Source organism: Streptomyces violascens (assembly GCF_014649955.1).
Taxonomy (GTDB): Bacteria; Actinomycetota; Actinomycetes; order Streptomycetales; family Streptomycetaceae; genus Streptomyces; species Streptomyces violascens.
The window spans coordinates 56,836-83,229 of record NZ_BMUA01000009.1 but is presented as its reverse complement, the minus strand read 5'-3'; the positions used below and the strand labels follow the sequence as shown (position 1 = coordinate 83,229).

25 protein-coding genes are annotated in these 26,394 nt (G+C 70.2%); 10 read left to right on the top strand and 15 right to left on the bottom strand.

The window, feature by feature from the left end:
• The first annotated feature begins 106 nt into the window (after positions 1-106).
• Positions 107-1,537: a pyruvate kinase gene (gene pyk / locus IE206_RS19835; RefSeq protein ID WP_189963772.1), complete on the top strand. Its 1,431-nt coding sequence runs from the start codon at positions 107-109 to the stop codon at positions 1,535-1,537.
• Positions 1,538-1,710: 173 nt separating this feature from the next.
• Positions 1,711-2,952 (top strand): D-alanyl-D-alanine carboxypeptidase family protein, encoded by a 1,242-nt coding sequence (locus IE206_RS19830; protein WP_189963770.1) that lies wholly within the window; start codon positions 1,711-1,713, stop codon positions 2,950-2,952.
• A gap of 237 nt (positions 2,953-3,189) precedes the next feature.
• On the opposite strand, the gene IE206_RS19825 is transcribed toward IE206_RS19830, so the two are convergent.
• The 4 genes from IE206_RS19825 to IE206_RS19810 all read right to left on the bottom strand — a co-directional run bounded on the left by IE206_RS19825 (position 3,190) and on the right by IE206_RS19810 (position 7,409).
• Positions 3,190-4,515: a hypothetical protein gene (locus IE206_RS19825; protein WP_189963768.1), complete on the bottom strand. Its 1,326-nt coding sequence runs from the start codon at positions 4,513-4,515 to the stop codon at positions 3,190-3,192.
• A complete protein-coding gene (locus IE206_RS19820) occupies positions 4,505-5,053 on the bottom strand; it encodes a DUF6114 domain-containing protein (RefSeq protein ID WP_189963766.1) in 549 nt (182 codons plus the stop codon). Before IE206_RS19820 ends, IE206_RS19825 begins: the two co-directional genes overlap by 11 nt.
• 97 nt (positions 5,054-5,150) lie before the next feature.
• Positions 5,151-5,792, bottom strand: coding sequence for a DUF6230 family protein (locus tag IE206_RS19815; protein WP_189963764.1), 642 nt, complete (start codon positions 5,790-5,792; stop codon positions 5,151-5,153).
• A 645-nt stretch (positions 5,793-6,437) separates the two neighbouring features.
• The gene (locus tag IE206_RS19810; protein ID WP_189963762.1) at positions 6,438-7,409 is read right to left on the bottom strand and encodes a tetratricopeptide repeat protein; all 972 of its coding nucleotides are present in this window, start codon (positions 7,407-7,409) and stop codon (positions 6,438-6,440) included.
• A 289-nt stretch (positions 7,410-7,698) separates the two neighbouring features.
• On the opposite strand from IE206_RS19810, the gene IE206_RS19805 reads away from it, so the two are divergent.
• On the top strand, positions 7,699-8,334 hold the full coding sequence (locus tag IE206_RS19805) for a TetR/AcrR family transcriptional regulator (protein ID WP_226599840.1): 636 nt from the start codon (positions 7,699-7,701) through the stop codon (positions 8,332-8,334).
• 23 nt (positions 8,335-8,357) lie between these two features.
• Here IE206_RS19805 and IE206_RS19800 read toward each other — a convergent pair whose 3' ends face one another.
• Positions 8,358-9,371, bottom strand: a complete 1,014-nt coding sequence (locus tag IE206_RS19800; RefSeq protein ID WP_189963758.1) for a GDP-mannose 4,6-dehydratase — start codon at positions 9,369-9,371, stop codon at positions 8,358-8,360.
• Positions 9,368-10,513: a UDP-N-acetylglucosamine--N-acetylmuramyl-(pentapeptide) pyrophosphoryl-undecaprenol N-acetylglucosamine transferase gene (locus IE206_RS19795; protein ID WP_189963756.1), complete on the bottom strand. Its 1,146-nt coding sequence runs from the start codon at positions 10,511-10,513 to the stop codon at positions 9,368-9,370. The genes IE206_RS19800 and IE206_RS19795 overlap by 4 nt, the downstream gene beginning before the upstream one ends.
• A gap of 64 nt (positions 10,514-10,577) precedes the next feature.
• On the opposite strand from IE206_RS19795, the gene IE206_RS19790 reads away from it, so the two are divergent.
• Together IE206_RS19790 and IE206_RS19785 are read left to right on the top strand one after the other, a co-directional pair.
• Entirely contained in the window at positions 10,578-11,273 is a 696-nt protein-coding gene (locus IE206_RS19790) for a response regulator transcription factor (RefSeq protein ID WP_189963754.1), read from the top strand.
• Complete coding sequence (locus IE206_RS19785) at positions 11,270-12,667, top strand: sensor histidine kinase (protein WP_189963752.1); 1,398 nt, start codon at positions 11,270-11,272, stop codon at positions 12,665-12,667. Before IE206_RS19790 ends, IE206_RS19785 begins: the two co-directional genes overlap by 4 nt.
• Before the next feature lie 37 nt (positions 12,668-12,704).
• Here the strand turns inward: IE206_RS19785 and icmA are convergent, their stop codons facing one another.
• From icmA to IE206_RS19770, 3 genes are all read right to left on the bottom strand, one after another.
• Entirely contained in the window at positions 12,705-14,405 is a 1,701-nt protein-coding gene (gene icmA, locus IE206_RS19780) for a coenzyme B12-dependent isobutyryl-CoA mutase large subunit (protein WP_189963750.1), read from the bottom strand.
• 84 nt (positions 14,406-14,489) lie between these two features.
• Complete coding sequence (locus tag IE206_RS19775; RefSeq protein WP_189963748.1) at positions 14,490-14,828, bottom strand: DUF3817 domain-containing protein; 339 nt, start codon at positions 14,826-14,828, stop codon at positions 14,490-14,492.
• Positions 14,829-14,963: 135 nt separating this feature from the next.
• On the bottom strand, positions 14,964-15,470 hold the full coding sequence (locus IE206_RS19770; RefSeq protein ID WP_189963746.1) for a MarR family winged helix-turn-helix transcriptional regulator: 507 nt from the start codon (positions 15,468-15,470) through the stop codon (positions 14,964-14,966).
• Between the two features lie 191 nt (positions 15,471-15,661).
• Here IE206_RS19770 and IE206_RS19765 point away from each other — a divergent pair, with 191 nt between their 5' ends.
• On the top strand, positions 15,662-16,687 hold the full coding sequence (locus IE206_RS19765; protein WP_189963744.1) for a glycoside hydrolase family 6 protein: 1,026 nt from the start codon (positions 15,662-15,664) through the stop codon (positions 16,685-16,687).
• Between the two features lie 22 nt (positions 16,688-16,709).
• Here IE206_RS19765 and glxA read toward each other — a convergent pair whose 3' ends face one another.
• The 4 genes from glxA to IE206_RS19745 all read right to left on the bottom strand — a co-directional run bounded on the left by glxA (position 16,710) and on the right by IE206_RS19745 (position 21,269).
• Positions 16,710-18,665, bottom strand: a complete 1,956-nt coding sequence (glxA, locus tag IE206_RS19760) for a radical copper oxidase GlxA (protein ID WP_189963742.1) — start codon at positions 18,663-18,665, stop codon at positions 16,710-16,712.
• 3 nt (positions 18,666-18,668) lie between these two features.
• On the bottom strand, positions 18,669-20,435 hold the full coding sequence (locus IE206_RS19755) for a glycosyltransferase family 2 protein (RefSeq protein WP_189964055.1): 1,767 nt from the start codon (positions 20,433-20,435) through the stop codon (positions 18,669-18,671).
• A gap of 199 nt (positions 20,436-20,634) precedes the next feature.
• Positions 20,635-20,928, bottom strand: a complete 294-nt coding sequence (locus IE206_RS19750; protein ID WP_189963740.1) for an MTH1187 family thiamine-binding protein — start codon at positions 20,926-20,928, stop codon at positions 20,635-20,637.
• A complete protein-coding gene (locus IE206_RS19745; RefSeq protein ID WP_189963738.1) occupies positions 20,925-21,269 on the bottom strand; it encodes a DUF3817 domain-containing protein in 345 nt (114 codons plus the stop codon). Before IE206_RS19745 ends, IE206_RS19750 begins: the two co-directional genes overlap by 4 nt.
• A gap of 143 nt (positions 21,270-21,412) precedes the next feature.
• Here IE206_RS19745 and IE206_RS19740 point away from each other — a divergent pair, with 143 nt between their 5' ends.
• The 4 genes from IE206_RS19740 (at position 21,413) to IE206_RS19725 (ending at position 24,094) form a co-directional block, all read left to right on the top strand.
• Positions 21,413-22,051, top strand: coding sequence for an AIM24 family protein (locus tag IE206_RS19740; RefSeq protein WP_189963736.1), 639 nt, complete (start codon positions 21,413-21,415; stop codon positions 22,049-22,051).
• The gene (locus tag IE206_RS19735) at positions 22,051-22,701 is read left to right on the top strand and encodes an AIM24 family protein (RefSeq protein WP_189963734.1); all 651 of its coding nucleotides are present in this window, start codon (positions 22,051-22,053) and stop codon (positions 22,699-22,701) included. The genes IE206_RS19740 and IE206_RS19735 overlap by 1 nt, the downstream gene beginning before the upstream one ends.
• Entirely contained in the window at positions 22,698-23,474 is a 777-nt protein-coding gene (locus tag IE206_RS19730) for an AIM24 family protein (protein WP_189963732.1), read from the top strand. Before IE206_RS19735 ends, IE206_RS19730 begins: the two co-directional genes overlap by 4 nt.
• A gap of 143 nt (positions 23,475-23,617) precedes the next feature.
• The gene (locus tag IE206_RS19725; protein WP_189963730.1) at positions 23,618-24,094 is read left to right on the top strand and encodes a MarR family winged helix-turn-helix transcriptional regulator; all 477 of its coding nucleotides are present in this window, start codon (positions 23,618-23,620) and stop codon (positions 24,092-24,094) included.
• A gap of 48 nt (positions 24,095-24,142) precedes the next feature.
• Here IE206_RS19725 and meaB read toward each other — a convergent pair whose 3' ends face one another.
• Both meaB and IE206_RS19715 read right to left on the bottom strand, forming a co-directional pair.
• On the bottom strand, positions 24,143-25,099 hold the full coding sequence (gene meaB / locus IE206_RS19720; protein WP_053727025.1) for a methylmalonyl Co-A mutase-associated GTPase MeaB: 957 nt from the start codon (positions 25,097-25,099) through the stop codon (positions 24,143-24,145).
• Between the two features lie 56 nt (positions 25,100-25,155).
• Positions 25,156-26,358, bottom strand: a complete 1,203-nt coding sequence (locus IE206_RS19715) for an acetyl-CoA C-acetyltransferase (RefSeq protein ID WP_189963728.1) — start codon at positions 26,356-26,358, stop codon at positions 25,156-25,158.
• Positions 26,359-26,394 lie beyond the last annotated feature (36 nt).

Sequence of the window (26,394 nt, the reverse complement as noted above, 5' to 3'; positions counted from 1 at the left end):
CCGGATTTCCGGTTTGCCTGGACGACACCTGAGCGTCATCCCGCCCATTTGTACATTCCACCAGACGGAATATTCCCTAGCGAAACAAACCGATAGGATCCGCCTTATGCGCCGTTCCAAAATCGTCTGCACCCTGGGCCCCGCCGTCGACTCTCATGAGCAGCTCGTCGCTCTGATCGAGGCCGGCATGAGCGTGGCCCGCTTCAACTTCAGCCACGGCTCCCAGGCCGAGCACCAGGCCCGTTACGACCGGGTCCGCAAGGCCGCCGAGGAGACGGGCCGCGCGGTGGGCGTGCTCGCCGACCTCCAGGGCCCCAAGATCCGCCTTGCGAAGTTCGCCGAGGGGCCGGTCGAATTGGTCCGGGGTGACGAGTTCACCATCACCGCCGAGGACGTCCCGGGCGACAAGTCGATCTGCGGCACCACCTACAAGGGCCTGCCGGGCGACGTCGCCAAGGGCGACCCGATTCTGATCAACGACGGCAACGTCGAACTCAAGGTCGTCGCGGTCGACGGCCCCCGGGTGAAGACCATCGTCATCGAGGGCGGTGTCATCTCCGACCACAAGGGCATCAACCTGCCCGGTGCGGCGGTCAACGTCCCGGCGCTGTCCGAGAAGGACATCGAGGACCTCCGGTTCGCCCTGCGGATGGGCTGCGACCTGGTCGCGCTCTCCTTCGTGCGCGACGCCGACGACGTCAAGGACGTCCACAAGGTCATGGACGAGGTCGGCCGCCGCGTGCCGGTCATCGCCAAGGTCGAGAAGCCGCAGGCCGTCGCCAACATGGAGGGCGTCGTCGCCGCCTTCGACGGTGTGATGGTGGCCCGTGGCGACCTCGCGGTCGAGTACCCCCTGGAGAAGGTCCCGATGGTGCAGAAGCGCCTCGTGGAGCTCTGCCGCCGCAACGCCAAGCCGGTGATCGTCGCGACCCAGATGATGGAGTCGATGATCACCAACTCGCGGCCGACCCGCGCCGAGGCGTCCGACGTCGCCAACGCGATCCTGGACGGCGCGGACGCGGTCATGCTGTCCGCCGAGTCCTCGGTGGGCGCGTACCCGATCGAGACGGTCAAGACGATGTCGAAGATCGTCGAGGCGGCCGAGGAGGAGCTCCTGTCCAAGGGGCTCCAGCCGCTGGTGCCGGGCAAGAAGCCGCGCACGCAGGGCGGTTCGGTGGCCCGCGCCGCCTGCGAGATCGCGGACTTCCTCAACGGCAAGGCGCTGGTCGCGTTCACCAAGTCCGGCGACACCGCCCGCCGTCTGTCCCGCTATCGCGCGGCCCAGCCGATCCTGGCCTTCACCACGGACGCCAGCACCCGCAACCAACTGGCGCTGAGCTGGGGCGTCGAGTCCTTCGTCGTCCCGCACGTGGACAACACCGACGCGATGGTCGACCTGGTCGACGCCGAGCTGCTCAAGCTCAACCGCCACAACGAGGGCGACACCATGGTCATCACGGCCGGTTCGCCCCCCGGCATCCCCGGCACCACCAACATGGTCCGGGTGCACCACCTCGGCGGCGGCGAGAAGGAATAGCCGTCGGCCGTACGTCCTTGGAGGGCGGCATCCCGTTGCGTACGGGTGCCGCCCTCCGGCGCATCCGGGGACCGGACGGGATGGCACGCTTGTCCGTTCCATGAACAAGGCGTGGCAAATTCCACGGGCGGACGAATCAATTCCGTGACACCTCCTGGGGTACGTTCACATTCATGCGTCTTCCCATATCGCCGCAGGTCCGACGCGCACTCGTGGCGCTCACCGCCACCGCGGTCACCGCGGGCACCGCCGTCGGCCCGGCCGTGGCGAGCGGGCACCCCGCGAAGCCGCCCAAGTCGGCGACGCCGGGGGCGCCCGGCGGCGAGGCGAAGAAGGAGCCGCCGGCCGGCATGTCACAGGCGGGCGGCGCGCAGTTGGGCAAGCCGGGCGATCAACTGGGCGCGGGCGCACCGGCCTTGCCCCCGGGGCTCTCCGCGCTGTCCTGGGTCGTGGCGGACGCCGACACCGGCCAAGTCCTCGCGGCACGGAACGCGCACTGGCCGCTCCCCCCGGCCAGCACCCTGAAGATGCTCTTCGCGGACACCGTGCTGCCCGGCGTGCCGCACGACGCGAGCCGCAAGGTCAGCGACGAGGACCTCAAGGGCATGGGGGACGGAAGCAGCGCGGTCGGCATCGTGCCCGGCCAGACGTACAAGGTGCCCGATCTGTGGCGCGGGGTGTTCCTGCGCTCGGGCAACGACGCGGTGCACGTGCTCGCGGCGATGAACGGCGGCATCGACAAGACCGTCGCCGACATGCAGAAGAAGGCCGAGAGCCTCGGCGCCAAGGACACCCACGTACTGAGCCCGGACGGCTACGACGCGCCCGGCCAGGTGTCCTCCGCCTACGACCTGGCCCTGTTCCTGCGCTCGGGCCTGAAGAACAAGGACTTCAAGGAGTACTGCGGCACGGCCTCGGCCGACTTCCCCGGCGGCCCCAACACCAAGGGCAAGCCGTTCGGGATCTCCAACACCAACCGCCTGCTGTCCGGCATCGAGGGCGTCTCCAAGTATCCCGGTCTGATCGGCGGCAAGAACGGCTACACCACGAACGCGGGCAACACCCTGGCCGAGGCGGCCCAGCGGGACGGCCACACGCTGGTGGTGACGGTGATGAACCCGCGGGAGAACAAGCGCGACGAGGTCTACACCGAGATGCGCCAGCTCCTGGACTGGGGTTTCACCGCGGTCGGCAAGGCCACCCCGGTCGGCACCCTCGACCCGGCAGCACCGCCCGCCTCCGGCGACGGCAAGGCGGGGGCCGCGACGGGCGCCGCGGCCGGCTCGTCCGACTCGGGCCTGGGCACGCTCGGCTGGACCGGCATCGGCGCGGCGGTGGTCGTGGCGGGCGGCGCGGGCGTCCTCGCGCTGACCCGCCGCAAGAAGGCGAAGCCTCGGACCGACGCGGTGAGCTGAGCCGGGGTCAAGGCGCCCGGCGTCCAGTCGATGACGTCGGCGGGGCCGTATACGGGCGGGCGTCGGGGCCGATGCCGTCGAGGAAACCGAGGTCCTGTCCGATGGCGACGACGGCCGACTCGTCCGCCCCGCCGGGCCTGCGGAGCCCCCTCTTTGCGGCACCACAGCCGCGGCCCGCACCCCCGAGGGGAATGCGGGCCACGGCTCGACTGCGGCTCCCGGATCGGTACTTGGGATCTACGTCGGGTTGCCCTTCGTGACGTAGTTGTGGAGGCCGGGGACGGTCAGGGTGCCGCCGAACTGACCTGCCTGACGGACCGTCACATTGGTGAAGATGGCGAACGGGACGTTCAGCGGCGGCGGGGTGGCCGGGCTGAAGGTGACCGGGATGAGGCCGAAGAGGTTGCCCTTCAGCTCCTCCGTGTACATCGTCACCGTGCCGTTGCGGATCGTCGACTGCGAGCCGGATCGGGCCACGACGTGGGCGGTGGTGGGCGAGCCGTCCACCACCGGCCCGTACACCTGCTGGTCGAGGTTGTCGATGTCCACGGACGAGGCCGTGAACTTGAGGACCTTCTTGGTGGTGTCGCCGGCCTTGACCTCGACGATGCCCTCGTAGTTCAGACCGCTCAGGGTGAGCTTCGAGCTCTTGAGGATCCAGGGCTGCGTGGGCAGCGTCGGGACGCCGCTGTCCTGCTTGGCCGCGGCGAGCGCCTTCGGGTCGGCGGTCGGGCACGGGAAGGCGGGCTTGGCACCGTCGGGGATGGCGGTGTCCTTCTTGGGGTCCAACCCCTTTGCCGCGTCCGGGAGTTCGGCGACCTTCTGGCCTGCCTCGTCGGCCGCCTTCTTGATCGCGTCCGCCGTCTTGTCGACCGGCTTGGTCCCGGTGGTGGCGGGCTTGGACGCCTTCGTCGACGGCTTGGGCGCGGCCGTGCTCGCCGAGGGCTTCGGCGCGGGGGCCGCCGTCGACGTGCTCTGCGTGGGCTGTGGGCTCGGCGTGTCGTGGATGCCGAACAGACCCTTGAGCGCGTCACCCAGACCCAGCGGGTCCAGCGGGTTGGTCGTCTTTGCGGGCTGCGGGGTCTCGGCGGCCTTCGCCGGAGCGTCGGCCGTGGACGGCTTGTCCGCGGGTTGGGCCGGCTTCAGGAGCTTGTCGACGGTGTCCGAGGCCGAACCCGATGCCGTCGGCGTGGGCGTCTTCGGCTTCGACGCCTTGCCGTCCGGCTCCGACCCGTCCGGCTTCGACGATGCCGATGGGCTCGGCGACGCCTTGCCCGACGCGCTGCCGGACGGGCTCGGCGAGCCCGAGGGGCTGTCCGAGCGGGTCACACAGGGGCCGGGGGCGAACGGGATGTCCGTCTTGTCGTCGGCCATCGCGAGCTTGGGCGTGAGGCTCATGCCGACCAGGACGGCCGTGGGCATGGCGGCGAGCGCCATCGCCTTGCCCGCGGGCATCTGCCACTTGGTCAGGAGCGACTTCCTCGGGGCCGCGTGGCGCGGCCCTCTTCTTTCCCGCGGGTCGCCGCCTCCGGTCGAGTCCAGCTGCGTCTCGTCACCCCGCACTGTTCCTCCCGCCGTTGGCGTCAACTGTCGTACCGGTTGCGGCGGTTCCCGGCTGTGCTTCACGCGGGCCGGGCACGGTCTCGTCGCCCTCGGAGGGCGCGGGGCCCTCGGGCGCCGGACCGGCGGCCGGCGCGGCCCGCCCCTTGGCCTTGCTGGGCACCCACGCCACGGAGAGCGCGCCGCCGAGCATCGCGAGCAGGAAGCCGATGACAAAGCCGCCGATATTGGCCACGGGCAGGGAGATCAGCGCGAGCAGGATGGCCGCGACACCCGCGAACGTCCGCACCACACTGTGGAACCACATGGTCAGACCGAGCGTCACCAGCAGCACGCCGATGATCAGCGAGCCCGCTCCGGCGGTCGTGGACATGGCCAGCGTGACGTTGCCGAGGTGCATGTTGGCGTACGGGAAGTACGCGATGGGCACGCCGCCCGCCATCGTGAACAGGCCCGCCCAGAACGGGCGGCTGCCTCGCCAGGCCCGGAAACGGAGCCGCCAGTATCGGAAGTCGCGGGAACCCGTGGTCTCGGCGCTCATGGAAAACAGCTCCCTGGAACCGCTGTTGCTGTGAAAAAGGAGAGGGTCCCGGCGGCCGGGGAATGCGTGGGGCACCCCCGGCCGTCAGGCGGGGTGCTTAGTAGCACTCCTTGCTGCCCTGGTAGAGCCGCAGGCTGAGACCGCTGAGCTTGAAGGTGCCGGCGGTCGTCGCCCACGCCTTCTGCTTGACGTTCGACAGCGTCGCGACTTCCGCGCGCTGCGCGAATCCGTACGGGTTCACCTGGGGCTTGGCGTTCGGCTGGATGCCCGTCTTGTTGCTCGGGTCTCCGGCGGCCACGCCGATGTCGATGTTCTTGAACTCGGCGTCGGTGTCGAGCTCGGCGACATCGAGGTAGAGGTTCGTCGCCTCGACGGGCTTGTCGGCCTGCGTACCGGCGTTCAGCTGCAGCGTGATGCTGCCGAAGAACGGCACGTCCGGGGTCACGACCGACTGGCACATGTTGCTGATCGTCGCGTCACTGAAGCCGGACACCACGACGGGGTGTGCGGCGTCCTTGCCCTTCAGGTCCTTGCCGGTCGCGATCGATCCGTACTGGATCAGGTTGTGACCGACGAGCTTGTCCGCCCGGACCTTGAACTCCTGGCCGGACACGCTGAACGACGCGGCGAGCGCACCCTGTGCCAGGCCGACGCCTATCGCGGCCGTGGCGGCCACGCTCGGCACCATGACCAGCGCGAACCGCTTCCATCTGGTCCCGCCACGTACTTGGGACTCCATGACTTTCCTCCTTCTCGGACGTACATCTCCGGGACGGACCCTCAGGGGCTGTCACGGGATGGGAGAAGTGCTACGTCCTCGGGAAGGGGAGCGCACGGGAGGTCGACCGCGTACGACTCGCGCACTTCGTCCGACACCGGCGATCACCCCCGAGCGACAACCACTGGCCACGCGTTCGCGCAACCTGCTGGACAGGCCCTGCCGGAGAGCAGAGACCCCCCTGTCCACGTCCGGTGCCACTGCCACCGGACGGCCCGGTGGGGACCCAATTGGGCGGCAGCGCCGAGTGGCTGTCGGGCTGGTGCGTTATTGGACCGAGCGTGGCCGATCGTGGTGCATTCGGGGCCGGGGCACAAGGGGGATCGTTACTAGCCAGTAACGGCCCGATAACCGAAGCGCGACCGGTCGGCATCGGCCGGGCACGCAGGGTGCCGCCGAGCGACCGGACAGAAGAGGAAATCGCCGCTGAAATGCGGACGTAACAAGCGGTTCAACTTACTGCAAGTAACAGCGGCCGCGTTTACCAAGTTTTGGTAAAGCGCGGCCGCCTCTTGTCTCTCTGTCGCCAAATCGTCGGTCGCGTACCGCGACTCGGCACTCATTCGGTGACAGGTCGGTGAACGCCCGGAGGCGTCCACCGGTGGATCAGAAGAGGACCCTCGCCAGCGCGGTTCGCGCCGCCGAGACGCGCGGGTCGTCCCCGCCGATCACCTCGAAGAGCTCCAGGAGCCGGACCCGGGCCGCGTCGCGGTCGTCACCGAACGTGCGCCGCACGGTCTCGACGAGCCGCCCGAAAGCGTCCTCGACATGACCGCCGACCAGATCGAGGTCGGCCGCCGCGATCTGCGCCGCCACATCGGCGGGCTTCTCGGCGGCGTCCTTGCGGACCTGCTGCGGGTCGAGCGACTGCACCCGCCGGAGCAGTTCGGCCTGCGCCAGGCCGAGCTTGGCCTCCGGGTTGCCCGGGTCGTCGCTCAGGACGTTGCGGTACGCCTGGACCGCGCCGGCCAGATCGCCCGAGTCGAGGGCCCTCACGGCGGCTTCGAGCAGCGCGTCGTACGGGCCCGCGGGGGCCGCGGCCGCGGCCGAGGGGGCCGCCGCCGCGTTCGGGTCGACCTCGATGCCGGTCAGGCCGAACCGCTCCTCGGCGACCTGCACCAGCTGGTCGAGGGTCTCGCGGATCTGCGCCTCGGGGGCCGCGCCCTGGAAGAGGGGCAGCGCCTGGCCCGCGACGACCGCGAAGACGGCCGGGATCCCCTGGATCCCGAACTGCTGCATCAGCATCTGGTTGGCGTCGACGTCGATCTTGGCAAGGAGGAAGCGGCCGTTGTATTCGACGGCGAGACGCTCCAACAGCGGGCCGAGCTGCTTGCAGGGCTCGCACCACTCGGCCCAGAAGTCGATGACGACCGGCACCTCGGAGGAGCGCGTCAGGACATCGCGTTCGAAGGAGGCCTCGTCGACATCGATGACGAGGGCGGACGGCGCGACCGCCGGGACCCCGCCCTGGCGGGCTGCCTCGGCTCGCGCCTGCTCCGCCTTGCTCTTGGCCTCACCGGCCGCCTTCACCGCGGCGAGGTCGACGACGCCGCTCATGGACATGTTCCTAGGCTGCATGCGTACATCCTCCCCCTTCCGCGACGGTGCGTGGTCATCCGGTGGCAGGATCCGGGGCCCATCCGTTGCCTCCCGCCGGATTGCGAGGCTCACGGACGGACCGCGGATCATTCCTGATGGCACCTGGGTCCCCACCCCGGCGCCGTGTGACATGTGGTTGTCGCGGAAGGCCGCTCATGGCTTTCGCTACGAGCCGTAGCGTAACTGGTGCGGCCCCGGCGCGCGGGGTGATCTCGCGCACACCGCATGCCCTCTGGCGTGATTGCTACCGGCCGGTATGGTCGCCGTCATGCCTTCTTCATCCCGAGCCGCGAGACCGTCCTGTACGGGTCGTACGGGTCGGCCTCGCAGCGCCGAGGCCGATGCCGCGATCCTGCTGGCGGCCCGGGAGGCGCTGGTCGACCTCGGCTGGTCCAAGTTCACGATGGGGGACGTGGCGACGCGGGCCGGGGTCGCCAAGACGACGCTCTACCGCCGCTGGGCGGGCAAGAACGAGCTCGTGGTGGACGCGGTCGCGGTCCTCTTCGACGAGCTCGAACTCCCGGACCTGGGCAGCCTGGTGGCCGATGTGGAGGGCGTCGTCCTCCAGTTCGCGGCCCTGCTTGAGCGCCCCGAGACGAAGACCGCGCTGATGGCGGTGGTGGCCGAATCCACCCGGGACGACGCGCTGCGCGGGCGGATCCGCTCGGCCATCGTGGACCGCCAGAAGCGGCTGGTTCTGGTCGGCCGCGAACGCGCCCAGGCCCGCGGCGAACTCCCCTACGAGGCCGACCCGGCCGTCTCCGCCCGCCACACCGACCTCATCTTCGACGTGGTGGCAGGCGCGGTCGTGCACCGCGCACTGGTCAGCGCGGAACCGGTGGACGAGGAGTGGGCCCGCGACTTCACCCTGCTGATCTGCTCGGGGCTTGCCGCGACGGCCTGAAGGCCGCTGGACCCGGCCCGGACTCAGACCTGGTAACGCGTCGGCGCGAACAGGGCGAGGTTTTCCTCGACCCAGGCCGACGTCCGCTTCAGGCCTTCCTCCAGGCTCACTTCCGGCTCCCAGCCCGCCCACTCGCGGGCCCGCGTGTTGTCGGAAAGCAGTCGTTCCACCTCGCTGCCCGACGGGCGCAGGCGCGCCGGGTCGACGACGACCGAGGCCTCGCGGCCCGACGCGGCGATGAGCGCCTCGGCGAGGTCGCCGATCGCTGTCTCGCGGCCCGTGCCCAGGTTCACGACCTCGCCGAGCGCCCGGTCGCACTCGGCGACCGCGAGGAAGCCCCGCGCGGTGTCGGTGACGTACGTGAAGTCGCGGGTCGGGGTGAGCGAGCCGAGCTTGATCTCCCGTACGCCCGCGTGCAGTTGGGCCAGGATGGTCGGGATCACGGCGCGGGCCGACTGGCGCGGGCCGTAGGTGTTGAAGGGGCGCACCACGGTCACCGGGAGCTCGAAGGCGTGCCAGTGCGAGAGCGCCATCATGTCGGCGCCGATCTTGGACGCGGAGTACGGCGACTGCGGCTGGAGCGGGTGCTGCTCGCTGATCGGGGCGGTCAGGGCGGTGCCGTACACCTCGCTGGTGGAGGTGTGGACGAGGCGGCGCACGGAGTGGCGGCGACAGGCCTCGGCGATGTTCTCGGTGCCGACGACGTTCGTCTGGACGTAGGCGCCCGGGGAGTCGTAGCTGTACGGGATGCCGATGAGGGCGGCGAGGTGGAAGACGGTGTCGCAGCCGGCGACCGCGTCCGAGACCCGGCCCGCGTCGCGGACGTCCCCGGAGAGCATCTCCACCTGGGGGTGGCCGATGAGGTGGGCGAGGAAGCCCTTCTCGGCGTACGGCTTGTAGTGCACGAACGCCCGCACGTTCGCGCCGAGTCCGACGAGCAGGTCGACCAGCGTCGAGCCGATGAAGCCCTCGGCGCCGGTGACGAGGACGGTGCGGTTCTGCCACGTGTTCACAGTGCTCGTGTTCACAGTGCTCATGCTGCGTACTCCCTGGTGTACGAGGTGGGGTAGGAGGCGAGTTCGAGGACCTTGGCGGCCAGGAGGTCGGCGGCCCGGGCGTGGTTGCCGGGGTCGGCGGCGCCGCCCATCGCAGCGAGCCGGACCGGGTCGGCCAGGAGCGGTTCGATGAGGCCGGCCAGGCGGAACGCGGTGGTCTCGGCGTCCGGCACGAGCAGGCCCGCGCCCGCGTCGGAGAGGACCCGCGCGTTGTGGGTCTGGTGGTCGCCGGGCGCGTGCGGGTAGGGCACGAGGACGGCGGGCACCCCGGTCGCGGCGAGTTCGGCGACGGTCGCCGAACCGGCCCGGCACACGACGAGGTCGGCGGCCGCGTACGCGAGGTCCATCCGGTCGAGGTAGGGCACCGCCCGCGCGCCCGGAAGGGCTGCCAACTGCCGCTGGGCGTCCTCCAGTTGGGCGGGTCCCGTCTTGATGAGGAGGTGGACGTCGGCCCGCTCCCGCCAGCGTTCGGCGAGGCCGATCGCCGCCGCGGTGAGCCGGGCCGCGCCGAGGCTGCCGCCGTTGACGAGGACGAGGCGCGCCCCGGGCGGCACCCCGAGCTCCCGCCGGGCCTCGGTGCGCAGCGCCGTGCGGTCGAGCGAGGCGAGCGAGGCGGCGATGGGCATGCCGGTGGTGATGGCGTCCTGGCCGCCCGCGAGGTGGGCGCGGCTGCGGTCGAAGGCGACCGCGATGTTGGAGGTGAGCCGGGCCGCGAACTGGTTGGCCCGGCCCGGCACCGCGTTGGACTCGTGGATGAGGCTGGGCAGCCCGGCCATCTTCGCGCCGACGATGACCGGCGCGCTCGGGTAGCCGCCCATGCCGACGGCGACCTGGGCGCGCTGGGCCTTGAGGATGGCCCGGCACTGCGCGCCCGACTTCAGCAGCGCGGCCGGCAGCAGATACCGCTTGGCGCCGAGCGAGGGGTCGAAGGGGATCATGTCGACGGTGTGCAGGTGGTGGCCGGCGCCCGGGATGAGCTTGCCCTCCAGGCCCCGGGTCGTGCCGACGAAGGAGATCACCGCGTCGGGGACGGCCCGCCGCAGTGCCTCGGCGAGTGCGAGTCCGGGGTAGATGTGCCCGCCGGTCCCGCCCGCCCCGATCACTACTGACAATGGTGTGCGCATGGGACATGAGGTTCACGGGGCGCCTTAAGAGGGTTCTAAGAGCGCTCTTTGGCAGGCTTTGCCCATGAGCACCACGCGCGCGGTCAGGATTCTCGTCGTCGACGACGAGCCGGAGGTACGGGCGGCCGTCGAGGACGGTCTCGCGGTGGAGGGGTACGAGGTGAAGGGCGCCCCGGACGGCCTCGCGGCGCTCTCCGAGGTGGCCGCCTGGCGGCCGGACGCGATCGTCCTGGACGTGATGATGCCGGTCCTCGACGGCCTCGGGGTGTGCCGCCAGCTGCGCGCGATGGGCGACCGCACCCCGGTCCTGGTCCTGACCGCCCTCGACTCGGTGAGCGAGCGGGTGGACGGCCTGGAGGCGGGCGCGGACGACTACCTGGTCAAGCCCTTCGCCCTGGACGAACTCATCGCCCGCGTACGGGCGTTGCTGCGCCGGGCGGCGCCGGATCCCGCCGAGCAGCAGGAGCTGAGGTACGCGGATCTGGTGGTGGATCCGGTCGCGCACACCGCCCGCCGGGGCGAGCGCCCGATCGACTTCACGCGTACCGAGTTCGCCCTGATGGAACTCCTGATGCGCAACCCGGGGCAGGTCCTTCCGAGGGAGCTCATCCACGAACTGGTCTGGGGCCGCGACTTCGGCCCCGACTCCAACTCCCTTGCCGTGTACGTGGGTTATCTGCGGCGCAAGCTGGAGGCGGCGGGCGAGCCGCGCCTGGTCCACACGGTGCACGGCATCGGCTACCGCCTGGACGCGTCATGAGCTCCCGGCGGCGTCTGGGCGCCCGCTGGCGCCGCCACCGCCCGCTGCGCACCCGGCTCGCGGTGGCCGCCTCGGCCGCGGTCGCGCTGGTCGCGGTCGGGGTGTGCACGGCCGCGTTCTTCGTGCTCCGCTTCGAGCTGTACCACCAGCTCGATCTGAACCTGACCCAGTCGGCGACCCTGGCCATCCAGCAGAACCGGGGTGCGGCCCCGGGCGTGCTCGCCGGGGAGTGCCGCTTCCTGTCCGCCCCGGCCTGCGCGCAGGTCGTCCCCGGGGACCCGGCGAAGGACCCCTCCCGCCCCTACCTCCTGCCGGTGAGCCCGCCCGTGCGCGAGGTCGCCACCGGTGAGCGCAGGCCGTACTCCACCAACATCACGCTGCCCGACGGCGAGCCCGCGCGCATGCTGACGACCCCCTTCGGGGGCACCAAGGCCCTTCAGGTGGCGCTGCGTTCGGACACGGTACGCAAGGGGGTGAGCTCGGCGGCGTGGCTGCTGAGCGGGGTGGGCGCGGCGGGCGTGCTGCTCGCGGCCGCGCTCGGCTACTGGGTGTCCCGCACGGGTCTGGCCCCCGTGGCCCGGCTCACCGCGACGGCCGAACGCATCGCCACCACCCGCGATCCGAGCCACCGCATCGAGCTGCCGCCCGGTCCGCCGGACAAGGAGGACGAGGTGACCCGGCTCGCGGCGTCCTTCAACACGATGCTGGGCGAGCTGGAGCAGTCGGTGACGGCCCAGCGCCGCCTGGTCGCGGACGCGTCCCACGAGCTGCGCACGCCCCTGACCGCTCTCCGCACGAACGCCGAGCTCCTCGCCCGGGCCGACCGCCTGACCCCGGCCCAGCGCGACCGGGCCTCGGCCGCCCTCGGCCGCCAGATCCGCGAGGTGTCCGTCCTGGTCAACGACCTGATCGACCTGGCCAGGGACGAGGAGCCCACGCCGCTCCTGGAGGAGGTCCGGTTGGCCCCGCTGCTCGCGCACACGGTGGATACCGCCCGGACTCACTGGCCGACGACGCCCTTCGAACTGGACCTGTCCGACGCGTCGGCGACGCTGCCGGGGGTGCCGGCCCGGCTCGCCCGCCTGATCTCCAACCTTCTGGACAACGCGGCGAAGTTCAGTCCGCCGGGGGCGCCGGTGGAAGTGGTGCTGCTGGCGGGCGAGTTGACGGTACGGGACCACGGGCCGGGTGTCGCGCCGGCCGACCTCCCTCATGTCTTCGACCGGTTCTACCGGGCGGAGCAGGCGCGGGCGTTGCCGGGGTCGGGGCTCGGCCTGGCGATGGCTCGCCAGATCGCCCGAGCACATGGCGCCGACCTGACGGCGCATCATGCCCCGGGCGGCGGGGCCCTGTTCCGCCTGACACTCCCGGCAGGCCCAGCCGCGCCCGCCTAACCGCTGGGCCTCCGCCCCAGACCCCGGCCCGGGCGGGCTAGAAGCCCGGGGGCTCCGTGTACGTGCCCCACTCGTCGCGGAGGACGCCGCAAATCTCCCCCAGGGTCGCCTCCGCCCGCACCGCCTCCAGCATCGGCACGATCATGTTGGACCCGTCGCGGGCCGCGGCCAGCATCGCGTCCAGGGCGGCCCGCACCGCCCCGTCGTCGCGGCGCGACTTGCGGTCGGCCAGGACCCGTACCTGCTCGCGCTCCACCTCATGGCTGACCCGCAGAATCTCCAGGTCACCGGTGACCGAACCGTGGTGGCAGTTCACGCCCACCACCCGCTTGTCGCCCTTCTCCAGGGACTGCTGGTAGCGGAAGGCGGACTCCGCGATCTCCCCGGTGAACCAGCCGTCCTCGATGCCGCGCAGGATGCCGGAGGTGATCGGGCCGATCGGGTGCTGCCCGTCGGGATGTGCGCGCAGGCCCCGCTCCCTTGTCTGCTCGAAGATCTTCTCCGCGTCCGCCTCAATGCGGTCGGTGAGCTGCTCCACGTACCAGGAGCCGCCCAGCGGGTCGGCGACGTTCGCGACGCCGGTCTCCTCCATCAGCACCTGCTGCGTGCGCAGCGCGATCTCGGCGGCCTGCTCGCTGGGCAGCGCGAGGGTCTCGTCGAGGGCGTTGGTGTGCAGCGAGTTGGTGCCGCCGAGCACGGCCGCGAGGGCCTCCACGGCGGTGCGTACGACGTTGTTGTACGGCTGCTGCGCGGTCAGCGAGACCCCTGCGGTCTGGGTGTGGAAGCGCAGCCACTGCGCCTTGTCCGACCGGGCGCCGTACACCTCCTTCATCCAGCGGGCCCAGATGCGGCGCGCCGCACGGAACTTGGCGATCTCCTCGAAGAAGTCCACGTGCGCGTCGAAGAAGAAGGACAGGCCCGGGGCGAAGACGTCCACGTCCAGGCCTCGGCTGAGGCCCAGTTCCACGTAGCCGAAGCCGTCCGCCAGGGTGTACGCCAGCTCCTGCGCGGCCGTCGCACCCGCCTCGCGGATGTGGTAGCCGGAGACCGAGAGCGGCTTGTACGCGGGAATGCCCTGCGCACAGTGCTCCATGAGGTCGCCGATGAGGCGCAGATGGGGCTCGGGCTGGAAGAGCCACTCCTTCTGCGCGATGTACTCCTTGAAGATGTCGGTCTGGAGCGTGCCGTTGAGTACGCCCGGGTCGACCCCCTGCCGCTCGGCGGCGACGAGATACATGCAGAAGACGGGGACGGCGGGCCCGCTGATCGTCATGGAGGTCGTGACGTCGCCGAGCGGGATGTCCTTGAACAGGACCTCCATGTCGGCGGCCGAGTCGATGGCGACGCCGCAGTGGCCGACCTCGCCGAGCGAGCGGGGGTCGTCGGAGTCGCGGCCCATGAGGGTCGGCATGTCGAAGGCGACGCTCAGCCCGCCGCCGCCGGCGGCCAGGATCATCTTGTAGCGCTCATTGGTCTGCTCGGCGTTGCCGAACCCGGCGAACTGCCGGATCGTCCACGTACGCCCCCGGTATCCGGTCGGGTACAGGCCACGGGTGAAGGGGTACTCCCCGGGCCAGCCGATCCGCTCGAACCCCTCGTAAGTGTCACCGGGCCGGGGCCCGTACACCGGGTCCACGGGGTCCCCGGAGAGCGTGGTGAAGTCCGCGTCGCGCTTGCGGGCCTTGTCGTAACGGGCCTGCCAGCGACGGCGGCCTTCTTCGATGGCGTCAGCGTCCATGACTCAAATTTACTTGGACGTCCTAGTAAATGTCGATGGCCGACCGCCGCGCAGTTGCTCACGCGGCGGGACCGGACTCTGCCGTCAGGCGCGGGCGCCCGCGGGGACGCCGTCCGCGACCTTGGACTCCAACTCCTTGGAGACCTTGCGCTCGACGAAGAAGGCGGCGGTGGGGATCGTGCCGGCGATCAGCACCCACAGCTGCTTGCCGACCGGCCACTTCGCCTTGGAGCCCAGATCGAAGGCGAAGACGAGGTAGATCACGTACAGCCAGCCGTGGGCGATGCCGACGACCTTCGTGAAGTCCGCGGCGCCGTTCATGTCGAGGATGTACTTGGCGATCACACCGAGGGTCAGCAGGACCAGTAGCACGCCGGTGACGTACGCCATCACTCGGTAGCGGGTCAGCACGCTCTTTTTCATGCGGTCGAGCGTAACCGGACACACGGGGCGATCTTCCCCCGGGTCCCACACCCCGGGACTCCGCCCCAGACCCCCAACAGGACCGACGCCGGTCAGCATGGACACACCCAGCCCGGCCGGCGTCCAGGGCGCGGGCTACTCCTCGAAGTCGTTGGCCGCCACCCGCAGGGGGCGCAGCATCGCGAAGATCTCCCCGCACTCCTCCGCGTCGTAGACGCCGAGGCCGAACTCCATCGCCATCAGGTCGCGCGTGGCCTGTTCCACCACCTCGCGGCCCTTGTCCGTGATCGACGCAAGCGTTCCCCGGCCGTCGTTCGGGTTGGGGCGCTTGTCCACGAGGCCCGACTTCACGAGGCGGTCCACCGTGTTGGTGACCGAGGTCGGGTGGACCATCAGGCGCTCGCCGATTTTCGACATCGGCAGCTCCCCCTGCTTGGAGAAGGTCAGCAGCACCAGCGCCTCGTACCGCGCGAAGGTCAGCCCGTAGGGCTTCACCACCGCGTCGACCTCCGCGAGCAGGATCTGGTGCGCCCGCATGATCGAGGTGATCGCCCCCATCGAGGGCACGGGTCCCCAGCGCTGCTGCCAGAGTTCGTCGGCTCGGGCGATGGGATCGAAGGGAAGGCTGAGCGGCTTGGGCACCCGTCGACCTTACCCACTGGTCACATGCCGGTCAGCCCCGTCTCGAAGTTCGGTACCGGGCCGCCCGGCATGGCGGTCCCCCACGCGCAGTGTCCGCCATGTCACTATTGTCCGGTTACGTGTAGATCATACGGATTGTGCAGCCGCGCAGACCGTCCCGCCCAGACCCTTGCCACCCCCAGAGGGGCCTGATGTCCCGGTACAGAGCTCTCCCGTACAGAATCCTCCTCACCGCGGTCCTGCTCACCGCCGGCGTCGGCTGCTCCTCCGGCGACGGCGCCGAGGCTCCCGCGCCCCAGGCCCGCGCCGAGGCCGAGGCCGCCCCCGCGCCCGCGCCGGGCTCTCCCTTCTGGGTGGACCCGGAGAGCGACGCGGCCCGGCAGATGAAGATCTGGCAGGCGCAGGGGCGCACCTCCGACGCCCAGGTGCTCCGGCGGATCGCGGAGCGGCCGGTGGCCACCTGGCCCTCGGGGGACAACCCGAAGCCCGGCATCCGCAAGGCCGTCGAGGGCGCGGCCAAGGAGAAGCGGACGGCACTGTTCGTGGCGTACAACATTCCGCACCGCGACTGCGGCAAGTACTCGGCGGGCGGGGCGAACGGGGTCGACGGGTATCGCGCCTGGTACGGGATGTTCGCCGAGGCCATCGGCGACGCCCCGGCGGTCGTCGTCCTGGAGCCGGACGCGGTCGCCCACATGGTCGACGGGTGTACGACGCCCGACCATCACGCCGAGCGGTATCAGCTTCTCAACGAGGCCGTCGAGCATCTGAAGAGGCTGCCCAACACCAAGGTCTATCTCGATGCCGGGAATCCCGCGTGGATCCCGGATCCCTACACCCTCATCGAGCCGCTGCGGCGGGCCGGCATCGACAAGGCCGACGGGTTCGCGCTGAACGTCTCCAACTTCCAGACCGACGCGACGGTACGGGCGTACGGGGTGAAGGTGTCCCAGGCGCTGGGCGGCAAGCACTTCGTCATGGACACCAGCCGCAACGGCGTGGGGCCCCTGCCCGGCGACCGCGACCAGGCCTGGTGCAATCCCCCGGGCCGGTCACTGGGAACCCCGCCGTCGGTCAGCACCGGGGATCGGCTCGTCGACGCGTTCCTGTGGATCAAGCGGCCGGGCGACTCGGACGGGCCCTGCCGTGGCGGCCCGTCCGCCGGGACCTGGTGGCCGGAGTACGCCCTCGGGCTCGCCAAACGCGCCCGATTCTGACGGCACGTCAGGTATGGGGCTCTCAGTCCACCCGGAGCCACTTCGCCTCGGACGGCGTGCCCTCCTGGTCGGTCACGAAGACCATGTACCAGCCGGGCGGGACCAGCGCACGGTCCTTCGGGACGGTGATCGTGACCGAGGTCCTGTCCTTGGTCAGGCCCAGTTCGATCGAGCGCTGCTCCACGTCCGTGGTGTGGGTGACCGCGCTCGGCCGCATCAGCCGGGCCTTGGCCACGCGCTCGGGGTGGTCCGTCCTGAAGGTCGCCCGGCCGTCGCCCGCCGCGGCCTCGGGGCCGTCACCGAGGGCGGGGCGCTTGTTCTTGTCGCGGTAGAGGTAGGGCGGGGTGTAGACCTCCATGCGCTGCTCGAACTTGCCGAGCTTGGTGTTGTCCTTGTCGCCGAAGAGCGAGTCGGAGCCGAAGGTGGCGACCCGGCCGTCGGGCAGCAGCAGCGCCTCGGAGTGGTAGTTGCGGCCGATGACGGGGTCGGCCGCCTCCCGGAAGACGTTCGCCCTGGGGTCGTAGAACTGGGCCCTGAAGATGTTGGAGCCGCCCCGGCCGCGGTAGTCCGAGGAGCCGCCGGTGGTGAACACCGAGTCGTCTGGCATGATCACGCTGTTCAGGTAGCGGGTGCCCTGCGGGAGTTCGGGCCCGGACTTGAAGAGGGGGTTCTGCTGCTTGAGGTCCACCACGGCGGTGCGCGGCGTCGCCTTCTTGGACTCGCCGACCCCGCCGCCGCCGAGCAGCATGAAGCGCTGGTCCTGCGCGGGGGGCAGCAGGAGTGAACTGGCCGTCTCCAGCTGGTCGCCGGCGTTCAGGCCGCCGATCTTGGTGAAGGTGTTCTTCTCGACGTCCCACAGGCCCGGCTCGCGGCCCTTGTCGGCGGGCCCGTACCCGGCGTTGGCGCCCGAGTAGAAGAGCTTGCCGCTCTTGGTCAGGAACAGCGAGGGGTAGGTCGGGAAGTAGCGGAAGGGGCCCTTGGACCACTGCTTGGTCTTCGGGTCGTAGATCTCGTTGTCGCCAGCGAGGATGGCGCCCACGTCGTCGAGCCCGGAGACGGCGAGCACCCGGCCGTCCTGGAGCGTGGTGAGCGTCGGGTACCAGCGGGCCTCCTTCATCGGGGCGACCGGGATGTACTTCTCGGCCTTGGGGTCGAATTCGTACGCCGCCCTGATCCCCTGGAAGTCCTGCTTGTCCAGGGTGATCTTCTCGGCGAGCCCGTACACGTTGTCGGCGTCCTTGCCGGACAGGCCCTCGATCTCGTACTGCGCCCGGTCGGTGGAGACCGACTGGGGGCCCTCGGCCACGGCCTCGACGAAGACCCTCGCCTCGCCGGCGGTGGTCTTGGTCTTCTGGGGCTTCGCCTGCCCGGTGTCGTAGTACGAGAGCTCGACCTCGCGCTTGGCGCGCGGCACCGTGACGGTGAACTTCGACAGGTACTCGACTCCCGACGGGGAGCGGAACTTGGTGCCCTTCTTGACGGTGACGGCCTTGTCCGGGCTTTCGTTCTTGACCCGCATGCCGCCGCCGGCCCGCTTGACCTCGCCGTCCAGGAGCTCGTAGCGGGCGGTTCCGCCGGCCACCAGGAGCTTGCCGTCGGGGAGTTGGGCGTGGCCGCCGCAGAAGAAGTCCTCGGGGGTGGGGATCTTCTTGAAGGAATTGTCCTTCGGGTTCCAGAGCACGGTGTCGAAGGTGCCCGCGTCGAAGTGGTCCTGCTTGTTGCCCGACCCCGCGATGATCAGCACCTTGCCGGTGTGCAGCAGCGCCGCGTGGATGGCGTTGGTGCGGTACTCCTTGGGGATGTCGACGCCGTGCCAGGCGCCGTACCGCGCCATGTAATCGGGCTGGGCGATCTCCCACGCGTGGTACTGCTCGGTGGCGAAGGAGAGCGCGGCAGGGGCGTTGAGACCGGCGAGGAGCACGATGGCGCCCCCGCCGAGCAGCGTCTTCTTCGTCCGCTTCGAGGACCGGTGGGCCATGGCTCAGTTCCCCCCGGTCGTCGTGACCACGGCGGGTTCCCCCTCGCTCGTGGCCTTCTTCTGCCGGGTGGCGACCTCGGCCGCGCTGCGGGCCGCCGCGCGCTCGCGCCGCATCGTCCAGACCCAGATCGTCGCCGGGGCCAGCGCGATGCACAGGGCGAGCAGCGCCCAGGTGCGCATGGCGGCATGGGTGTGGTGGTAGTGCGCGGAGGCGATCAGTGAGCAGGCGAGGACGGCCGCCCAGAACAGGTGGATGCGGAAGGTCCACAGCCGGTCGGGGCTGGCCTGGCCGCCCTTGGGGGTGACGACGAACCGGCCGCGGGTGCGCAGGACGGCCGAACCGAGCGACTTGAGGTAGATGGGCGCCGAGAGCGCGGACATGCCCATCCCGGCGAGCCCGCCCGAGCCCTCGGGTTCGTGGGGCGAGACGTTGTGCCGCCGGTTCCAGAGGTAGAGCCCGATCTGGAGGGCCGCCGCGTCGCTGTAGAGCATCAGCCAGACCGAGGCGGTGACCTGGGTGCCGGACGCCCCGAACCACAGGAAGAGCACGCAACTGACGATGCCCAGAAGCCAGTTGACGGCCGTCATCGGGTAGTAGACCAGCATCAGGGTGTACGAGAGCAGCCGGCCGGGCGGCATGCTGAAGGGCGCCTTCCAGTACTGCTTGAACAGCGTCTCGTAGGTGCCGCGCGACCAGCGCATCTGCTGGGTGAAGAAGTCGGTCCAGGAGGCCGGGCCCTCGCCGACGGCCAGCACGTCCGGGGTGTACACGGAGCACCAGTGGCGGCCGGTCCTCGGGTTCTTGTGCCGGTGCAGTTCGAAGCCGGTGGCCATGTCCTCGGTGATCGAGTCGTACAGGCCGCCGATCTGCCGCAGGGCCGCGATCCGTACGACGTTGTTGGTGCCGACGAACATGGGCGCCCGGTAGCGGTTGCCGGCCCGCTGGATCAGTGCGTGGAAGAGGAACTGCTGGGATTCGGCGGCCTTGGTGACCGGTGAGGTGTAGTTCCCGTACACCTGCGGTCCGACGACGAAGGCGACGTCGGGGTCGCGGAAGTAACCCATCATCCGCTCCAGGAAGTTGGGGAGCGGGGCGTGGTCGGTGTCGACGGAGGCGAAGAAGTCGTAGCCGCGACCGTGCATCGCGATCCACGCGTTGTAGTTGCCGTGCTTGGTACGGGCCTTGTGGGCGCCCTTCTTGCGGTTCCACTCGGGGACGCCCTTGCGGGAGAAGTGGCGCACCCCCAGTTCGGCGCACAGGGCCCTGGCCTGTTCGTCGTCGCCCTCGTCCAGGAGCCAGATGTCGAGCGGGCCGGTGTGCGTGAGCCGGACGGCCGCCTCCAGGGTGTTACGCACCATGGATATGGGTTCCTTGCCGGGCACGTACGTGGTGAGGAAGGCGACGCGGGTGCCGTATTCGGCGGTGACGGGGACGGGGTCGCGGGCGACCATCGTGGCGTGGGCGACGGAGGCGACGTTGGTGACCATGAAGATCTCGATCAGGCCGATCGAGACGAGCATCGCGATGTCGAGGGTCACGAGCCAGCGGTCGCCGCCCTCGCGCTCGACCCAGTGGGTGGGCCAGACGAGGTAGACGAGCAGCAGGCCGGTGAATATCGGCGCCAGGGTCATCAGCAGGACGGCGCGTATACGGTGCGGCTCCCGGGAGAGCAGGCTGCGGTATTGCACCCGGTAGGGCTTGGCGCCCGGCTCCGTGAGCGGTCCGGCCAGTCGGCTGTGGGTGTCGTAGTCGTAGCCCTCCGGGCGCACGGTGCCCTCCAGCTGATCGTCGAGCAGGGTTTCGAACTGGGTTGATATCCCCACAAAAGTGGAGAATGCCCGGCGTGTCGACTGGAGTACTCCGAGTGAGCGGTCCTGGATTGAACGGCCTTCGCGCACGGTAGGTGCGGCCCGGGATGCGCGAGAGCCCCCGGCCGTGGTGGCCGGGGGCTCGTCGCCGAAGAGGCGGTTACTCGGACAGGTGGCGCTCCACCGTCTCGACCTTGGACGTCAGGCCGTCCGTGACGCCGGGACGGATGTCCGCCTTGAGCACGAGCGAGACCCGGTTCGATCGGGCCTCGACGGCGGCGACGGCACGCTTGACGACGTCCATGACCTCGTCCCACTCGCCCTCGATGCTGGTGAACATCGCGTCCGTACGGTTGGGCAGGCCGGACTCGCGGACCACGCGCACCGCGTCGGCCACGTACTCCCCCACGTCCTCGCCGACGCCGAGCGGGCTGACCGAGAAGGCGACGATCATGCGTTGACCACGCCTTCCTTGCGGGCCCGGGTCGCGATCACCGCGTCGTCCAGCTCGCGGCGGATCTTGCGCTCGGCGAAGAAGCCGCCGAAGGGCAGCACGGCGAGCACGAAGTAGAGCGCGCCGGTCTTCACCGACCACTTGGTGCGGTTCCAGGCGTCCAGCCAGAAGAGCACGTACAGCGTGAACAGGATGCCGTGGACCATGCCCATGACCATGACCCCGTCGAACGAGGTGGTGCGCTTGAGCACGGAGCACACCAGCAGGATCGGGAACGAGATGGCCTCGGGGAGCGAGATCAGTCGGAGGCGGTGCAGGGCGGAGGCTGTCTTGATGTCCACGTGTGGGGCACCTTCGCTGGGAGGGAGCGGGCGGCAGTGATCGTTTGGCGTGATCTTTGTGAATGCATGCACAAACGATCCCCATTCTGACATCGCGCCCTTGCCCCTGTCGGGGCGGGTCCCCGGCCCGCTAACGTCGGCCCGTGGCAACGTTCCGACTCCAGGGCAGCAAAGTGCTCGCCGTCGACATGACAGGCGACGCCGTCAAAGCGAAGAACGGCTCGATGGTCGCCTACGACGGCCAGATGGCGTTCAAGAAGATGTCCGGCGGCGGTGAGGGTCTGCGTGGCATGGTGACCCGCCGCCTCACCGGAGAACAGATGACCGTGATGGAGGTGAAGGGGCACGGCACGTGCTACTTCGCCGACCGAGCGAGCGAGATCAACCTCGTGAGCCTGACCGGCGACAAACTCTTCGTCGAGGCGAGCAACCTGCTCGCCACCGACGCCGGACTGCGCACCGGCACCACCTTCACCGGCCTGCGCGGCGCGAGCCAGGGCAACGGCCTGTTCACCACGACGATCGAGGGCCACGGCCAGGCCGCGATCATGTCGGACGGACCGGCCGTGGTGCTCAGGGTCAGCGCCCAGTACCCGCTGTCCGTCGACCCGGGGGCGTACATCGCGCACCAGGGCAACCTCCAGCAGCGCTTCCAGTCCGGGGTGACCTTCCGCACCCTGCTCGGCGAGGGCTCCGGCGAGGCCTTCCAGATCCGGTTCGAGGGCGAGGGCCTGGTGTACGTGCAGCCCAGCGAGCGCAACACGATCGGCGGGGACGTCTGATGCCCTTCCGCGAGATCAACTCGAAGATGGTCGAGGCGACGGTGATCCCCGGCCAGAAGATGTTCAGCCAGCGCGGCGCGATGCTCGCCTACAAGGGCGAGGTGTCCTTCACGCCCAACATCCAGGGCGGCCAGGGCGGCATCATGTCGATGATCGGCCGCCGGGTCGCCAACGAGGCGACCCCGCTGATGACGGTCGAGGGCAGCGGCACGGTGATGTTCGGCCACGGCGGCCACCACATCCAGGTCATCAACCTCCAGGGCGACACCCTGTACGTGGAGGCCGACCGCCTGCTCGCCTTCGACGGTTCGCTCCAGCAGGGCACGATGTTCATGGGCTCGCAGGGCGGGGTCATGGGCATGGTGCGCGGCCAGGTGACCGGGCAGGGCCTGTTCACCACCACGCTCAAGGGACACGGGGCGGTCGCGGTGATGGCGCACGGCGGCGTGATCGAGCTTCCCATCACCCCGCAGCGCCCGGTGCACGTCGACCCGCAGGCCTATGTGGCCCACCACGGCGACGTGCGCAACAAGCTCTCGACCGCGCTCGGCTGGCGCGACATGGTGGGCCGGGGCTCCGGCGAGGCCTTCCAGCTCGAACTGTCCGGCAACGGCTCGGTGTACGTGCAGGCCTCGGAGGAGAAGCTGTGACCGCCCCGGTGATCTTCGATCCCTACTCGCTGCCGACCGACGACAACGTCAACAAGTACACCTTCTGCGTGGAGCTCAAATCGAGCCAGTGGTTCCTGCAGAAGGGCAAGATGATCGCCTACTACGGGCAGATCGAGTTCAACGGCATCGGCCACGGCCGGCTCGACCGGCTGCTTCGCACGAGCTTCCACTCGCCGCTGCACGCCAGCGACTGGGTGGTGGCGGACGGCAGCGGCAAGATGCTGCTCGCGGACCGCGCCTTCGACGTGAACAGCTACGACCTGGACGAGGGCAACCTGACGATCCGGTCGGGCAACCTGCTCGCGTACCAGCCCTCGCTCGCGCTCAAGCAGTCGATCGTGCCGGGGTTCCTGACGCTGATCGGCACCGGCAAGTTCGTGGCCGCGTCCAACGGCCCGGTCGTCTTCATGGAGCCGCCGATCCGGGTGGACCCGCAGGCGCTGGTCGGCTGGGCGGACTGCCCTTCGCCCTGCCACCACTACGACCACGGCTACATGACGGGCGTCCTGGGCGGAATCCGGTCACTCACCGGGCTCGGCGGAACGTCCGGCGAGGAGCACCAGTTCGAGTTCGTAGGGGCCGGTACGGTACTGCTCCAGTCCACCGAGGTACTGATGGCGGAGCAGGCGACCGGGCAGGTCACCAACGAGCCCGGGGTGCCGGGCGGCGGCCAGGGCGGGCACGCCCAGCAGGGCGCGGGACCGCGTCTTCCCGGCCAGCTGGGGGACCTCCAGCGTCGCTTCGGCCTGTGAGCGGTAGTCTGCGGAGTGTGACGTCGAACGCCTGAGCCCTTCGGGGCTCGGCGGGGCCGCGCGAGTGGCGCGATCGCATCACGTGCCGGGCGTCACACTCCCACACTTGGTTCAGAATTCAACTTCTTAGGTAGAATCCACATATGGAGACCGAGACGGCCACGAACTGGCTGAGCGACGACGAGCAGTGCGCCTGGCGCACCTATCTGGACGTCAACAGGATGCTGACGTACCAGATGGAAAAGGATCTGCAGCCGTTCGGCCTGACCAACAACGACTACGAGATCCTGGTGAACCTCTCGGAGTCGGCCGACAGGCGGATGCGGATGAGCGACCTCGCGGCCGCCACCCTCCAGTCCAAGAGCCGTCTCTCGCACCAGATCACCCGCATGGAGAACGCGGGCCTGGTCCGGCGCGAGAACTGCGAGTCGGACCGGCGCGGCCTGTTCGCCGTCCTCACCGAGCACGGCACGGAGACCATGGAGAAGGTCGCCCCTCACCACGTGGCCTCCGTACGGCGCCACTTCATCGATCTGCTGTCGGGCGAGGCGCTCGCGGATCTACGCGAGTCACTCGCCCCTGTCGCGGATCACCTGCGGGGCCACCGCGGCAAGATCTGACGCACGGTCAGACCACTGGATCCGGTCGGACCCGGGTTCCGGCCGGAGCTACGCTCCGGTCAGCCCGGCCACCAGTTCGTCGGCCGCCGCGTACGGGTCGAGTTCGCCGTCCACGATGCGCTGCGCCAGCGCGTCCAGGCGGCGGTCGCCGTGCAGGGAGCCGATGCGCTCGCGCAGGGCGGTGACCGCGATGGTCTCGACCTCGCGGGCCGCGCGGGCCCGGCGCCGCTCGGCGAGGACGCCGTGCTCGGCCATCCACGCGTGGTGCTTCTCAAGGGCCTCCACGACCTCGTCGATGCCCTCGCCGCGTGCCGCCACCGTCTTGACGATGGGCGGGCGCCAGTCCCCCGGGCCGCGTGATTCGCCGAGGCCCAGCATGTGGTTGAGCTCGCGGGCCGTCGCGTCCGCGCCGTCCCGGTCCGCCTTGTTGACGACGTACAGGTCGCCGATCTCCAGGATTCCGGCCTTGGCCGCCTGGATGCCGTCGCCCATGCCGGGCGCGAGCAGCACCACCGAGGTGTCGGCCTGCGAGGCGATCTCGACCTCCGACTGGCCGACGCCCACCGTCTCGACCAGGATCACCTCGCAGCCCGCCGCGTCCAGGACCCGGATCGCCTGCGGCGCGGCCCAGGCCAGGCCGCCCAGGTGGCCCCGGGTCGCCATCGAGCGGATGTAGACGCCCGGGTCGGAGGCGTGCTCGGACATCCGCACCCGGTCGCCGAGCAGGGCCCCGCCCGAGAAGGGCGAGGACGGGTCGACGGCGAGCACGCCGACCCGCTTCCCCGCCCTGCGGTACGCGGTGACGAGCGCCGAGGTGGACGTCGACTTGCCGACACCCGGCGAGCCCGTGAGCCCCACGACGTACGCGTTGCCCGCGAGCGGGGCAAGCGCCGCCATGACCTCGCGCAGCTGCGGGGACGCCCCCTCGACCAGCGAGATCAGCCGGGCGACGGCCCTGGGCCGGCCTTCCCGGGCCTGGGCCACCAGTTCGGGGACGTCCACCATTGCCGCTCCGTTCAGTCGCGTACGCACCGCAGGGATCAGGGAGTTGGTTCCGGGGGTTACTTGCCCGGCACGCGAACGATGAGCGCGTCGCCCTGACCGCCGCCGCCGCACAGGGCCGCCGCGCCGACGCCGCCGCCGCGGCGCTTCAGTTCGAGGGCGAGGTGCAGCACGACACGGGCGCCGGACATGCCGATCGGGTGGCCAAGGGCGATGGCGCCACCGTTGACATTCACCTTTTCCGGCGAAACTCCGAGGTCCTTCATTGACTGCACGGCGACCGCCGCGAAGGCCTCGTTGATCTCGATCAGGTCAAGGTCCTCGACCGTGATCCCCTCCTTGCCGACCGCGTGCCGGATCGCGTTCGAGGGCTGCGACTGGAGTGAGTTGTCGGGGCCCGCCACGTTGCCGTGGGCGCCGATCTCGGCGATCCACTCCAGGCCCAGCTCCTCGGCCTTGGCCTTGGACATGACGACGACCGCGGCCGCGCCGTCCGAGATCTGCGAGGAGGTGCCGGCCGTGATCGTGCCGTCCTTGGCGAAGGCGGGGCGCAGCTTGCCGAGGGACTCGACGGTGGTGTCGGCGCGCACGCCCTCGTCCTTGGCGAACAGGACCGGGTCGCCCTTGCGCTGCGGGATCTCGACCGGGGTGATCTCGGCCTCGAAGATGCCGTTCTTCTGGGCGGCCGCGGCGCGCTGGTGCGAGGCCGCGGCGATCGCGTCCTGCTCGGGGCGGGCGATGCCCAGGCGGGTGTTGTGCTTCTCCGTGGACTCGCCCATGGGGATGTTCTCGAACGAGTCGGTCAGACCGTCGTACGCCATCGCGTCGAGCATCTCGATCGCGCCGTACTTGAAGCCCTCGCGGGACTTGGGCAGCAGGTGCGGGGCGTTGGTCATCGACTCCTGGCCACCCGCGACCACGATGTCGAACTCACCGGCGCGGATCAGCTGGTCGGCCAGCGCGATCGCGTCCAGACCCGACAGGCACACCTTGTTGATGGTGAGCGCGGGGACGTTCATCGGGATGCCGGCCTTGACGGCCGCCTGGCGCGCGGGGATCTGGCCGGCCCCGGCCTGGAGCACCTGACCCATGATCACGTACTGCACCTGGTCGCCGCCGATGCCGGCCCGGTCCAGGGCCGCCTTGATGGCGAACCCCCCGAGGTCTGCACCGGAGAAGGACTTGAGGGAGCCGAGCAGTCGGCCCATGGGCGTACGGGCGCCCGCGACGATCACTGAGGTGGTACCGGTCGTTCCAGACATGAGGCACGGCCCCTTGGGAGGTGAGGGTGTGAACGA